Below are 12,344 nucleotides of genomic sequence, written 5' to 3'. Positions count from 1 at the left end.
TCCATGGCATTCGACGCAGCAGCTCCCCGATTGGAGACAGCTCCGGCATCCTGGGAGGCCGTGGAGGAATTGTTCGGGGTCAAGGGCGAGCCGTCCCGGTGCTGGTGCCGCTGGTTCGCCCTCCCCGGCAAGGAGTTCAGGTCTGCGGCACCCAGCGAACTCAAGGAACTCCTGCGGGCACGTTTCAACGAGGACCCTGGGCCGGGGGTGCTGGCATTCCGGGGTGGTCAGGCGGTGGGCTGGTGCGCTGTGGAACCGCGGGCAAACTATCCCCGCATAGAACGGTCGCAGCTTCTTCGGGCGGCAGACCTCCCGCCCGTTGACGTTGGGACCCTTTGGTCGGTGAGCTGCTTTGTGGTTTCACCGAGCCATCGGCGCTCAGGTGTTGCAGCGACGTTACTCCGGGCAGCCGTTGACCACGCATTCAATAACGGGGCTACGACCCTTGAGGCATACCCCGTCGATACCAGCCTTCGTCCAAAGGCCGGGCCGTCCGACTTGTATCACGGCACAGTTTCGCTGTTCATTGAAGGCGGGTTCTCGGTGGTTTCAACTCCCCTTCCCGGGCGCGCCGTGGTTCGCCTCCACGGCGAGCCCGCTTAGCCAGCCGTCATCGCGGCAGCTACGGCAGCGTGAGGATCATTGGTCCATCAGCTGTGACAGCGACGGTGTGCTCACAATGGGCGGCCTTGTTTCCGCTGGCTGAACGCAGAGTCCACTCGTCTTCATCGTGATAGTAGTCATCCTTGCCGCCCAGGATGAGCATTGGTTCGATGGCAATGACCAACCCCTCTTGAAGTTTGATACCCCTGCCCGGTCTGCCGATGTTGGGGACGGGCGGCTCGGCGTGCATTGTCCGGCCGATACCGTGGCCGCCATGATCGGCCAATAATCCGTATCCAGCACGCTTGGCCTCGCCGCCTATCGCATAGGCGAGGTCGCCCATCTTGTTGCCCACACGGGCAGCTTCGATACCCCGGGCGAGTGCAGCGTCCGTGGCATCGATCAGCGCCTGGTCCACCGGATCGGCCGTCCCCACGATGAAGCTGATGGCAGCATCTCCACACCAGCCTTCAAGGAAGGCACCGCAATCCACACTGAGGAGGTCCCCGTCCTGGAGGACGTAGCCATTTGGTATTCCATGCACCACCGCGTCATTGACACTGGCACAGATCACCCCGGGAAACGGGACGGCTGCCCAACGGGGGTGGTAATCAAGGAAGGCCGGCTTGGCCCCGGCGTCGGAAATCAGGCTGCTGGCAACCTCATCCAATTCCTTGAGGGAAACACCTACGTCAGCATGCTCCTTGACCGCCGCCAAGGCGTTGGCGACCACCCTCCCGGCCTCGCGCATCATCGAGACCTGATCCGGTGTCTTCACCATGGACATGGGTTTCCTCCACTAATGCCGGGCGGGATGGTTCACTGCTGGGGGGTCATCGTGGGGCCGGCTGGCTCTTGGTCCCACTCTACGTGGGGCAGCTCGTCTGCATAGGGTGGAGAGCAAAGTGGATTTCCGGGTTGGATACTTCCCGGAACGCGCGGTCATACAGTTGAGGAATGGAGAACAAGGACCTGCTTGAGGCCATCCGCTCAAAGCTTCGAACCGCCGGGGATGCTGAGCGTGCCCGCGGAGCCCAGGCGTATATGAAGTCGGACATGCCCTCGTGGGGTATCCGGGTGCCTGAGGTGCGCAGGATCGCCAAGGCTGCAGCCAAGCAGTTTCCCATCTCTTCACCCGTCAGCCTTCGCGAGGCCGTCCGTGATTTATGGCGGAATGCCCAAGCGCGCGAAGAACGGTATGCAGCCATTGAATTGACAGGCCTGCCGATGGTCAAGGAAGACCTTGCCATGCTTCCCGTCTATGAGGAAATAATCCGCACCGGCGCCTGGTGGGACCTTGTCGACGGAGTGGCCCACCGTCTCTGTGCCCTCCTCCTTGCCCACAGGTCCACCATGACGCCGCTTTTGCTGCAGTGGTCCACGGACGAGGATATGTGGATCCGGAGGGCGTCCATCACTGCTCAATTGGCGGCCAAGACGCGGACGGACCCTGGACTGCTGGCGGCTGTTATCAAACCCAACCTTGCCGACAAGGAGTTCTTCATCCGGAAGGCCATCGGCTGGGCCTTGCGGGAGTACAGCAAGACGAACCCCGAGTGGGTCAGGGCATTCGCCGCAGAGAATGCCCCGGCCCTCAGCCCGCTCTCCACACGCGAGGCAGTACGGCTTCTACCCTCTCCTTGAGCGCCGCGCAATCTTAAATGATCGGACGCAGGCCTGGTTCGTCGCGTTTGCGGAAAAGGCTCTTTGTCTTCGGATCCACGAAGATCAGGTAAACGGCAAACAGAAGAGCGATGATGGCCGCCGCGTTCCGCGCCAGGGTCAAGGCGAGGCCGAGATCCTCACTTTGAAGATAGGGGAACACATCCAGTTGGTCCGAGATGGCATAGACCATGAAGAACGACACCACGAAGTAGACAGCCTTCACCTGCCAGTCGTTGCGGATGCCGGTTACAGCAAACAGCGGAATCAGCCACACCACGTACCATGACTGGATCATGGGTGCCAGCAGGACAATCGCCGCAAAGGCCAACGTGAGCCGGCGCATCAGGCGGTCGTGCTCTCCCCGGAACACCTGCCAGGCGATGGCCCCCACCATCAGCACCTTGCCGGCGTCGTAGACCCACTTGGCCATGCCCCAGCCATCGAGGCCAAAAACGTTGAAGATCGAGGCGACAACCAGGCCGATCAAACCGATGGGTGCATACCAGATCCAGACGCTCCCGGGGGCGGAAAGGCCCTTCACCCATCCAAACCCAAACCCGTTGACCAGGCTCATGGCGTACAGGAGGCCAAAGGTCAGGGCGGCTGTCAGGAACCAGAAAAGGATCTTGCGCGGCCATGACGCACCCTTGCCCGCCCAGAGCAAGCCGATAAAGGGCAGGAAGACCACCGTGATTGGCTTGACCGAAATGGAGAGTGTCACCAGCACCAAGCCCAGCACCACCCGGCGGGTGGCGCAGTAGTACAGACCTGCCAGGGCCAGCCCAATCATGAGAGCGTCGTTGTGGACACTGGCAATGAAGTTGGTGAGAAAGAGGGGGTTGGCGGCTGTCAACCATAGTGCACGGTGCGGATTGACGCCGTGGAGCTCTGCCAGCTTGGGCACGTAGATGATGCAAAGTATGACGCCCGCAACTGCCACCAGCCTGAACAGCATGATGCAGGCCTCAGGTTGGACATTGGTCACCCAAACAACAAATTGTTCGATCCAAAGGAAGAACTGACCGTACGGAACGGGAGCTTCCGTCCACATCTTGTCCGCACCCAATTGGAAGTAGTTCGGGAGGGCGGAAATCCCATTCTCGTAGGGATTCATTCCCTCAACCATGAGTCTGCCTTGGCCGATGTAGGCGTAGACGTCCCTGCTGAACAGCGGGACAGTGAACATCATGGGCAGTCCCCAGGCCACCACGGCCTGCAGAGTGGCCTTGCGGGCTTGGAGTCCCCAGACCCGGACACGCTGCCCCAGGCGCAGCCAAGCCCGGACAAGCAGCATGCCACCGACAGCCAGCAGGACGATGGAAATCGCGACACCAACACCTTCGGTACGCATCCAGATGAAAAGCGGAAGCCGTCGAAGTTCAGACACTGGTGCGAGCCAGCCAACGCCCAGCGAGCCGAAGACAAGGAACATCGAACCAATGAAACCGGCTATCAGCGGGGACCTGGCGTTATCCACTTCGATGGCAGCAGCAACCGCAGGCGGCGCTTCTTTCCCTGCCTTCTGGGCGGCGGGTACAGGCACCGTCATGTGGTCTTCATCCAATCGTTTGCCCGTTGCGTTCCGGGACAGAAATCTGAATCTCTGGGGGCTGTCCACGACAGGAAGAAAGGACACTGCCGTGCTCAAAAATCCTACCATCGGAGCACTTGGAACCGCCTGAAGGATAGGCTAGGCGCGTGCCTATTACTAATGAACGCATCGTCTGGATTGACTGCGAAATGACCGGCCTGGACCTCAAGAACGACGCCCTGATCGAGGTTGCGGCGCTCGTGACGGACTCCGAGCTCAACATCCTGGGCGATGGCGTGGACGTCGTCATCAAGCCCGACGACGCAGCGCTGGAGCAAATGAACGACTTCGTTCGAGACATGCACACCCGCTCAAAGCTCCTTGACGAACTCCCCCACGGCAAGACGATGGCCGAGGCCGAGGCGCAGGTGCTTGAGTACATCGAGAAGTGGGTTCCAGACCCCCGCAAGGCCCCGCTGGGAGGCAACTCCGTAGGCACGGACAGGATGTTCCTGGCCAGGGACATGCCGAACATTGTGGAGCACCTCCACTATCGCGTCATCGATGTCAGCACCATCAAGGAACTCTCGCGCCGCTGGTTCCCGCGGGCATACTTCCAGTCGCCGGCCAAGCATGGCGGACATCGCGCACTGGGGGACATCAAGGATTCCATCGACGAGCTCCGTTACTACAGGCAGGCCGTTTTTGTGCCCGCCCCTGGGCCTGACACGGCTACCGCGCAGCGCATCTCCAAAGACATCACGGCTACTGCTGAGACTCTGGGCTCAACGGAAACTATGTGATCTGCGCCATTTTTGAAGGTTTTTTCGTCGAAACCGGCAAAAGTGGACTTTTCACCCCAAAACAGCAGGTAAGCTATTTGTCGTTGCCTTCACGGAATGCCGGTCATACGGACTTACCGAAAAAGGCACATGGTGGGCGTAGCTCAGTTGGCAGAGCGCCTGGTTGTGGTCCAGGAGGTCGCGGGTTCAACCCCCGTCGCTCACCCCGCCGAGATTGGCTCAAAAAGCCGGTTTCCACAAAGGCCGCACCGGTTATCCGGTGCGGCCTTTGTTTTGTTTTGGCCCGGCTGCAGTCGCATGGGTTGCTTCCGGAACACAGCGATCAACCAAGGAAGAGCTGAGATGACCGTCCTCCCTGTGACCATTTGGGGCGAACCCGTTTTGCATCGTCGGGCAAGTGAAGTCGAAGTATTCGATGACGATCTCCGGAAACTCATCGCGGACATGTTTGAAACCAATGAAGCCGCGAACGGAGTAGGCCTCGCCGCACCCCAGGTAGGAGTCGGGAAGCGCATCTTTGTGTATAAGTACGCGAACGACGACGACGCCCCTGATCAAGGCGTTCTGGTCAATCCCGTGTTGACCCTCTCAAAGGTCTCAGGCGCCCTCCCGGACCCGGAAGAGCACATTGAGGGCTGCCTGTCCTTCCCCGGAGAGCACTACCCTCTGCAGCGTGCCGAATGGGCCCGCGTCCAAGGCTTTGATGGTGACGGGAATCCTGTGGACTTCGAAGCCACGGGCTGGTTCGCTCGAGTCATGCAGCACGAGTACGACCATTTGGACGGCAAGCTTTACGTCAACCGCCTTGTGGACCGATATGCCAGGAAGGCAATGAAGCAGGCCAAGAAGAACGGTTGGGGCGTTCCCGGATTGACATGGATGCCTGGCGTCGACCCTGACCCGTTCGGACACTGATTCGATGAGCCAGGCACCCCATGCAGCATTGTTCGAGCTCTTGGACATTGCCGGCGAGGACGCCGTGGAATGCGCCGCGCTCCTGGACAGAGCCCCCAGTGGCCACGTCCTGGAAGCATTGGAGCTTCTGCAGGAGCGGCTTGGCACTTTTCCGGCCGACAGTATTTCTCCCGACCGGATTTGGCCCGGCCAGCCCGTCGAGAGCGTCTGGATCGAGGCACTGCTCCGCTTCGCACCCAGAGTCCACGCATACCATCTGGAACTGGGTATCAGCACTGACGTCTCAGCAGCCACGTTGGCCGACGTAGGGCTCCAGCTGCGCATCAACCGCCGCGTCCATGGACATTTCGGCCTGGACACCTGGAGCTGGCTGACGTTGCACATGGCAGGGAATCTGTTCCGCCTCGGCCGGTTGCAATTCCATTTGATCCGGAGCCGGCGTGACGACGGCCCAGGGGGCAACGTGGCGTACGCATCCGATTGGATCCTGGGTGTCCATATTCCCGAAGACGGCGGCCTCTCCCCTGCGCTGGTCGACGCCAGCTTTAACGAGGCTCGCTGGTTCTTTCCCCACTATTTCCCGGACAAACCGGCCACTGTGGCCACGTGCGAGTCCTGGATGCTGGATCCTTATCTGGTTGCGCGGCTTCCTGACAGCAACATCGCATCCTTCGCCCGCCGCTTCACCCTGGATCGGTGCACCGATGCCCCCACTGATGCCGTGTACTTCACGTTTAGGCAGCGGGGGCTCGGGAACCTGGACAAACTACCCCGGGAGACTTCGCTCCAGCGCATAGTCCTGGAGAGAATCGACGACGGCGGTACCTGGCAACTGGGGCACGGTCACCTGGCGCTGTAGATGGTCTGCTGATCCGGGCAAGAAGACAGGACGCGCATCATGGCATCCTTCTCCGACTGTGTGACCCACAGCTTGTACGCTGCCTTGACGGAGATCTGGCGCGCTACGTAGTGACACCGGAAGTTCTTGTTCGGAGGGAGCCACGTGGCCGCGTCGCCGGCGCCCTTCTTCACGTTCTCCGGCCCATCAGCCGCAATCAGGTTCAACGGATCATTTGCCAGCCTTTGGCGTTGCTGCACCGTTAACTGCTTGGCACCCTTCTGCCATGCGTCGGCCAGGGCGACAATGTGATCAATCTGAACTTCAGCGCTGGTGTCCTGGCCCCGACGGAAGGTTACGTGGGCGCCCGTGTAGGGTTCCTGAAACTCTCCGGTGGCAACCCTGCATGAGGAACCACTGGTGAACTCCACGGACGACAGGTCCCTGCGCAGGATGTCGTTCCTGGTATCGCATCCGTTTCGATCGGCGTCCAGCCACGCCTGGCCGAATGCGGTTCGCTCATAGTCTTCCTGGGATGCGCGTCCTTTAACTTCCAGCTGTGCGAGTGCCGCGCTTGCCTTCTCCGCGGGAACGGCCTCGATGCCGGTAATGGGTTTCATCCATGCGGGATTAAATACCGGCGCTTCACTGGGACCGGACACCCATGGCCCGGCTGCATCGAACTGGCCGGTGGTGAAGAACCAGGACAGTCCTGCCGCGAGGGTTACGGCTGCCAATCCTAGAATGGCCCACGCCTGGCGTGATCGTCTGCGCGCGCGTTTGTAGGCAGACCAGGTGATACTCAAGGGGCTCCGTCCAGTCGGGGTGGGTCGTGTCCTATGAGCGTAGGACACGGCACCGACAGTCAGAGCCGATATCCACAGTGTGTAGGAGAAGTCACACTGCAGTGATGGGGAACTTCCCCGGGTTACTGCTCACGCATAACGCGTTGGAGGTCTTCGGCAGCCACCTCCAGCAGCGTACGCAATTGCTGGACGCGTTCGTCGCTGACGTCCCCCGCCGCGTTTGCTGCGATGGCCTGGTCCAGCAGTTTCTGTGCCTGCTTGTGGTTGGCCCGCGCTACATCCAGCGCATGTTCCAGCGTTGTCTCGTGTTCCAAAGTCGATTCATTTTCCATGAACCCATTTTGGTCAGGTTTCCCGGCTGATACCAGTAACACAGCCGGGAAACCCGTGAATACTTCCCGGCTTAGGCGTTCGCTGCCTCAAGCACTGCAATAGGCGCCACGATGTCGCGGGCAGGGAAGGACGGCGGGTTGACGCCGGCCATTTCCTCCATGACACGGACAACCTGGCAGGAGTAGCCGAATTCGTTGTCGTACCAAACGTAGAGCACGAGGTTCTTGTCGTTGGAAATAGTGGCCAGACCATCAACGATGCCTGCGCGGCGGGACCCAACGAAGTCGGTGGAGACAACGTCCGGGGAATCGATGTAGTCGATCTGCTTGCGCAACGGTGAGTGCAGCGACATTTCGCGGAGGTAGTCGTTGACCTCATCGCGTGTGGTGCCCTTGGCGAGGTTGAGGTTCAGGATCGCCATGGAAACATCCGGGGTAGGTACGCGGATGGCGTTACCGGTGAGCTTGCCCTGAAGTTCCGGAAGCGCCTTGGCAACAGCCTTGGCTGCCCCTGTCTCCGTGATGACCATGTTCAGTGCTGCCGAGCGGCCGCGGCGATCTCCCTTGTGGAAGTTGTCGATCAGGTTTTGGTCGTTCGTGAACGAGTGCACCGTCTCAACGTGGCCGTGGATGATACCGAATTTGTCGTTGATGGCCTTCAGTACCGGGGTAATGGCGTTGGTCGTGCACGACGCGGCCGTGACGATCTTGTCGTCATCGGAAATGTCGGACTGGTTGATTCCGTGGACGATGTTCTTCAGGTCGCCCTTGCCCGGAGCCGTCAGCAGGACGCGCGAAACACCCTTGCTTTGCAGGTGTTGGGACAGGCCTTCCGCATCGCGCCAACGCCCGGTGTTATCCACTACGAGGGCATCCTTGATGCCGTAGGCGGTGTAGTCCACGGTTGCGGGGTTGTCGGAGTAGATGACCTGGACCTGAACGCCGTTGGCGGTGATGGTGTTTGCTTCTTCGTCCACGCGGATAGTTCCCTCAAAGGAACCATGTACGGAGTCGCGGCGCAGGAGGCTGGCACGCTTGACGAGGTCGTTCTCGGCGCCCTTGCGGACAACGATGGCACGCAGCCGCAGGCCATGCCCGCCACCGGCCTTTTCAATCAGGATGCGGGCCAGGAGGCGGCCGATGCGCCCAAAGCCGTACAGCACGACGTCGGTGCTGGTGCGGTCATCAGCGCCACGCTTTCCGACGATTTCCGCGAGCTCGGCCCGCAGGAAGTCATCCAACGAGGTGCCGTGGCCCTCGACGCGGAACTTCTCCGTGAGACGGGCAATGTCGATTGCAGCCGCACCGAGTTCCAGCTCGGCAAGAGCGTTCAACAGGGGTGCGGTTTCTTCGAGCAGGAGCTCGGTGTTGCTCATCCGGCGCGCAAAGCGGTGGGCCTTCAGGATGTTCATGGTCGACTTGTTGATCAGGCTCCGGCCGTGGATGCTCGTGACCACGTTGTTTTCCCGGTACAACCGGCCGATCACCGGAATCATGGCCTCGGCGAGAGCCTCCCGGCCCATCCACTTATCAAGACAAGAATCTGACGTCTGGCTCACAGAACTACCTTCCTTGGGTCAACCACATACGTCCTCGTATGCAGATGGCGGCCGCCCGGAGTAATCCTGCGGCACGAGCACTGGACGGGCTTCGGTCCACCCACAGCGCCTTGAACGATTGCAAAGAAAAGACCGCCGGCTGCGAACGCAGTCCCGGCGGCAGAACATCTACGTTCATAACAAGTCTAAGGCGGAAGGGCGCCCTCTTGGGCGCCCGGGGGCGTGAAATCACTCACATGGCAGTCACAATGGACATCACATGCCTGGGACCTCAGTGGCAAATATGTGGATGGGTTGACCGATACGCCGGGTTCTGTCATCCCTTGCCGTTGCCGGCAAAGGAGTGGCGGCCATCCATCTACGAACGCCGTTGCCGGCGCCCTCCAGCAGCCTACCCGGACACTCGGGCGAGCAGCCCTCAAACGTGCCCTGTCTGGCCTTGCTCCGGGTGGGGTTTACCTAGCCTCCCCGGTCACCCAGGGAGCTGGTGGTCTCTTACACCACCGTTTCACCCTTACCTGCCGCATGTTGATGCAAGCATCAGCACGCGCAGGCGGTCTGTTTTCTGTGGCACTGGCCTGCGGGTTACCCCGAGTGGGCGTTACCCACCACCCTGCTCTGCGGAGCCCGGACGTTCCTCGAGCCACTTGCGTGACGCGCGACCGCCTGGTCAACCCATCCGCCGTACAGTCTACCGGCGTCGAGGGTTGCCCCGGTCCCCGGTAATATCGTCTGGTGCTGATTCTGCTGCCGCCTTCCGAAGGCAAGACCCCCGCCGTCAAAGGTCCCGCCGTCGAATGGGAGTCGCTCAGCTTTCCGGAGCTGAACCCGTACCGCGCGAAGGTCCTGGAATCGTTGGGCACCGTCAGCGCCCACGAGGACGCGCTGGCACTGCTGGGCGTAGGTGCCTCGCTGAAGGACGACGTCGAACGTAATACCCGGCTGCACGCGGAACCGGCGGCCCCGGCCCATCAGGTCTACTCAGGAGTCCTGTATGACGCGCTCGGCTTCAAGTCCATGACGCCGGCCCAACGACGCAAGGCAACCGAAACGATTTTGGTGGTTTCGGCACTGTGGGGCGTTATCGGTTTTGGTGACCAGGTGCCGGCTTACCGGCTGTCCATGGGAACCGCACTGCCCGACGTCGGACGCCTCGCCTCCTTCTGGAAGCCGAACCTGAATGCGGCCCTCGCCAAACGGGCTGAAGGAGAGCTGCTGGTTGATTGCCGTTCCAGCACGTATGCAGCTGCGTGGGCTCCCCCGGCAGCGCAGACCGTCACGGTGAATGTATTCAACGAGGCAAACGGCAAGCGCACGGTGGTCAGCCACTTCGCCAAACACACCCGTGGCGAGTTTGCCAGGCATCTGCTGACCAGGCGCGGCAAGGCCGCTGCCACGCCCGATCAACTGCTGAAGGCCGCCAAGGAAGTCTGGGCAGCGGAACTTGTTCCCGGGACGGCCCGCAAGCCGCATGCCCTCAATATCATTCTGGGCAGTTAGGTCAGTTCCGCTCGGCTAGGTCAGTTCCACTCGGCCGAACGGACCAGGATGCATCCGGAATCAGGGCAAAAGACGATGTCGTCGTCAGCCGCAGCCTTGACTTCAGCGAGGTCGCCGGGGCTGAGCATCATCCCTGAACCTTCCGATTTACCGTGGAAGAGCCTGGCGGCACCGACGCCGCGCTTGGCTATGGTCTTCTCATAGACTGCAAGCATTCCGGCGTCGAGGGCCTCCGCGAAAGCGGCACGCTGCCCGCGGACCACGGTTTCCTCGGCCGCGATCTCAGCAATCGCCTCATCCAGTTCGGCGCGGATGCCGGCAAATGAACCCTGGATGTCATCCACGATGGTCTGTTGCGCGGCCTGGCGCTCCCGCAGGGTGTCCAAACGTTCCAGGATTTCAAGCTCAACATCTTCAAGGTCGGAGCGGCGCTTATTAAGGGACGCAATATCACTTTGGAGCGCTACGAGGTCCTTGGAGAGGCCGGTTCCGCTATTGAGCCTGGCTTCGTCCCGTTCGATGCGGGATGCGACCTGTTCCACGTCAGCTTCCGAACGACGCAGTTCGGCTTCGGCGTCGTGTACGGCCATCTTGGCCGCGCCCAACTCACCATTGGCAACGTTGAGTGCATCCTGCAGGTCAGCTATCCGGGGATCTGTTTCCAGCACCTTCCGGCGGCCTGCCAACGACTTGAGCCTGGCGTCCAGTCCCTGCAGTTCAAGCAATTTCAATTGTTCTGCCGGTGCTGCTTTCGCCACGCTTACCTCCGCTTGTTACTTCCGGGCCTGGGGATCAGTTCCGGATGGACGGGCCCCTTTTTATTGGGACTGTCCGTATCTTCTAGACTCTAGTCCCCGCCGGGAGTGAGTATGAAGTCCCAGGGATCGCTGTTGGTGCTGCTCACACGGATCTCGACGTCGTAGCCCTGATCAGCCAGTACGTTGCCGAGCGCTTCCGCGGCTACGGGCAGCCACAGCCATTCACTGGCAAAGTGCGATACGTCAATGAGGTACGGACGGCTGTTGACGGCACCTTCCCGCGCCTCCGACGCCGGATGGTGCCGCATGTCTGCTGTCACGTACACATCTGCGTTGCTGGCCCTGACGGCATCGAACAAGCTGTCCCCGGCGCCACCGCAGACGGCGACGCGCCGCAGCAGGCCGTCCTTGTCGCCGGCCACGCGGACCCCTCCGGCCACGGCGGGGAGCATCCCAAAGACGCGGGCAGCGAAATCACCCAGGGTCATGAGCTCAGGAAGATCTCCAACCCGGCCAATGCCTTCCTCGGGCAAGCCATTGGCGGCAGGGGTCAGTGGGGCAACATTTTCCAGGCCAAAGGCGTCCGCCAACACGTCCGATACGCCCCCGACGGCGGAGTCACCGTTCGTGTGGACGGTCAGGAGTCCGGTGCCCGCCTCGATAAGACGGTGCACGGCCAATCCCTTCGCGGACGTGGCCGCGACGGAGTTCACGCCTTTGAGCAACAACGGATGATGGGTAATGAGGAGTCCTGCACCCCACTCAATGGCCTCGTCGATGACGGCCAGGGTGGGATCCACGGCAAACAGGATTTTGGTGATCGGCGCGGTGGGGCGCCCCACCACGAGGCCTACCTCATCCCAATCCTCAGCCAAGGATTCCGGCCAGAGTTCCTCAACAGCAAGCAACACCTGGCCAAGGGTCGGGTCCCCGCTTGCTTCCACTGTCCCGGCTTCGTCGCCGGAATCCGCATCGGAAATGGCGGTGTCTACTGCTTCCATACTCTTATTCTTACCTACTGGGCCCGATAGGGC

The 12,344-nt window shown here is 61.1% G+C and carries 13 protein-coding genes, 1 tRNA gene and 1 other RNA gene; 7 read left to right on the top strand and 8 right to left on the bottom strand.

Features of this window, described 5'->3' with window-relative positions:
* The first annotated feature begins 3 nt into the window (after positions 1 to 3).
* Entirely contained in the window at positions 4 to 603 is a 600-nt protein-coding gene (locus AC6I97_RS11340; RefSeq protein WP_497944911.1) for a GNAT family N-acetyltransferase, read from the top strand.
* Positions 604 to 622: 19 nt separating this feature from the next.
* On the opposite strand, the gene map is transcribed toward AC6I97_RS11340, so the two are convergent.
* A complete protein-coding gene (gene map / locus AC6I97_RS11335; RefSeq protein ID WP_497944910.1) occupies positions 623 to 1,390 on the bottom strand; it encodes a type I methionyl aminopeptidase in 768 nt (255 codons plus the stop codon).
* A gap of 170 nt (positions 1,391 to 1,560) precedes the next feature.
* Between map and AC6I97_RS11330 the strand changes: the two genes are divergently transcribed.
* A complete protein-coding gene (locus tag AC6I97_RS11330) occupies positions 1,561 to 2,247 on the top strand; it encodes a DNA alkylation repair protein (RefSeq protein WP_224164555.1) in 687 nt (228 codons plus the stop codon).
* 13 nt (positions 2,248 to 2,260) lie between these two features.
* Here AC6I97_RS11330 and mptB read toward each other — a convergent pair whose 3' ends face one another.
* Positions 2,261 to 3,817, bottom strand: a complete 1,557-nt coding sequence (gene mptB, locus AC6I97_RS11325; RefSeq protein WP_497944909.1) for a polyprenol phosphomannose-dependent alpha 1,6 mannosyltransferase MptB — start codon at positions 3,815 to 3,817, stop codon at positions 2,261 to 2,263.
* A 149-nt stretch (positions 3,818 to 3,966) separates the two neighbouring features.
* Between mptB and orn the strand changes: the two genes are divergently transcribed.
* From orn to AC6I97_RS11305, 4 genes are all read left to right on the top strand, one after another.
* The gene (gene orn / locus AC6I97_RS11320) at positions 3,967 to 4,602 is read left to right on the top strand and encodes an oligoribonuclease (RefSeq protein WP_224090726.1); all 636 of its coding nucleotides are present in this window, start codon (positions 3,967 to 3,969) and stop codon (positions 4,600 to 4,602) included.
* A gap of 132 nt (positions 4,603 to 4,734) precedes the next feature.
* Positions 4,735 to 4,807 (top strand) — tRNA-His (locus AC6I97_RS11315).
* A gap of 137 nt (positions 4,808 to 4,944) precedes the next feature.
* Complete coding sequence (def, locus tag AC6I97_RS11310; RefSeq protein ID WP_309929882.1) at positions 4,945 to 5,517, top strand: peptide deformylase; 573 nt, start codon at positions 4,945 to 4,947, stop codon at positions 5,515 to 5,517.
* A 4-nt stretch (positions 5,518 to 5,521) separates the two neighbouring features.
* A complete protein-coding gene (locus tag AC6I97_RS11305) occupies positions 5,522 to 6,376 on the top strand; it encodes an acyltransferase domain-containing protein (RefSeq protein ID WP_497944908.1) in 855 nt (284 codons plus the stop codon).
* Here the strand turns inward: AC6I97_RS11305 and AC6I97_RS11300 are convergent.
* From AC6I97_RS11300 to rnpB, 4 genes are all read right to left on the bottom strand, one after another.
* Entirely contained in the window at positions 6,361 to 7,161 is an 801-nt protein-coding gene (locus AC6I97_RS11300; protein WP_497944907.1) for an HNH endonuclease family protein, read from the bottom strand. The genes AC6I97_RS11305 and AC6I97_RS11300 overlap by 16 nt on opposite strands.
* A 122-nt stretch (positions 7,162 to 7,283) precedes the next feature.
* Positions 7,284 to 7,493, bottom strand: a complete 210-nt coding sequence (locus tag AC6I97_RS11295) for a hypothetical protein (RefSeq protein WP_224090731.1) — start codon at positions 7,491 to 7,493, stop codon at positions 7,284 to 7,286.
* A gap of 71 nt (positions 7,494 to 7,564) precedes the next feature.
* Entirely contained in the window at positions 7,565 to 9,052 is a 1,488-nt protein-coding gene (locus AC6I97_RS11290; protein ID WP_224090732.1) for a glyceraldehyde-3-phosphate dehydrogenase, read from the bottom strand.
* 286 nt (positions 9,053 to 9,338) lie between these two features.
* Positions 9,339 to 9,730, bottom strand: an RNA gene (gene rnpB / locus AC6I97_RS11285) — RNase P RNA component class A.
* A gap of 57 nt (positions 9,731 to 9,787) precedes the next feature.
* On the opposite strand from rnpB, the gene AC6I97_RS11280 reads away from it, so the two are divergent.
* The gene (locus AC6I97_RS11280) at positions 9,788 to 10,552 is read left to right on the top strand and encodes a YaaA family protein (RefSeq protein WP_224164560.1); all 765 of its coding nucleotides are present in this window, start codon (positions 9,788 to 9,790) and stop codon (positions 10,550 to 10,552) included.
* A 20-nt stretch (positions 10,553 to 10,572) separates the two neighbouring features.
* Here the strand turns inward: AC6I97_RS11280 and AC6I97_RS11275 are convergent, their stop codons facing one another.
* Together AC6I97_RS11275 and AC6I97_RS11270 are read right to left on the bottom strand one after the other, a co-directional pair.
* Complete coding sequence (locus tag AC6I97_RS11275; RefSeq protein ID WP_224090736.1) at positions 10,573 to 11,310, bottom strand: zinc ribbon domain-containing protein; 738 nt, start codon at positions 11,308 to 11,310, stop codon at positions 10,573 to 10,575.
* Positions 11,311 to 11,399: 89 nt separating this feature from the next.
* Positions 11,400 to 12,311, bottom strand: coding sequence for a Nif3-like dinuclear metal center hexameric protein (locus AC6I97_RS11270; protein WP_497944906.1), 912 nt, complete (start codon positions 12,309 to 12,311; stop codon positions 11,400 to 11,402).
* Between the last annotated feature and the right edge of the window lie 33 nt (positions 12,312 to 12,344).

Source organism: Arthrobacter sp. TmtSoilC48, from assembly GCF_059739425.1.
Note: the sequence above shows the minus strand (reverse complement) of the source record. Positions and strands in the feature narration are given on the sequence as shown.

Coding starts and splice junctions, on each gene's coding strand:
- AC6I97_RS11330 (WP_224164555.1), top strand. CDS start 1,561: ATGGAGAACAAGGACCTGCTTGAGGCCATCCGCTCAAAGCTTCGAACC.
- AC6I97_RS11340 (WP_497944911.1), top strand. CDS start 4: ATGGCATTCGACGCAGCAGCTCCCCGATTGGAGACAGCTCCGGCATCC.
- def (WP_309929882.1), top strand. CDS start 4,945: ATGACCGTCCTCCCTGTGACCATTTGGGGCGAACCCGTTTTGCATCGT.
- mptB (WP_497944909.1), bottom strand. CDS start 3,817: ATGACGGTGCCTGTACCCGCCGCCCAGAAGGCAGGGAAAGAAGCGCCG.
- AC6I97_RS11270 (WP_497944906.1), bottom strand. CDS start 12,311: ATGGAAGCAGTAGACACCGCCATTTCCGATGCGGATTCCGGCGACGAA.
- map (WP_497944910.1), bottom strand. CDS start 1,390: ATGTCCATGGTGAAGACACCGGATCAGGTCTCGATGATGCGCGAGGCC.
- AC6I97_RS11305 (WP_497944908.1), top strand. CDS start 5,522: ATGAGCCAGGCACCCCATGCAGCATTGTTCGAGCTCTTGGACATTGCC.
- AC6I97_RS11295 (WP_224090731.1), bottom strand. CDS start 7,493: ATGGAAAATGAATCGACTTTGGAACACGAGACAACGCTGGAACATGCG.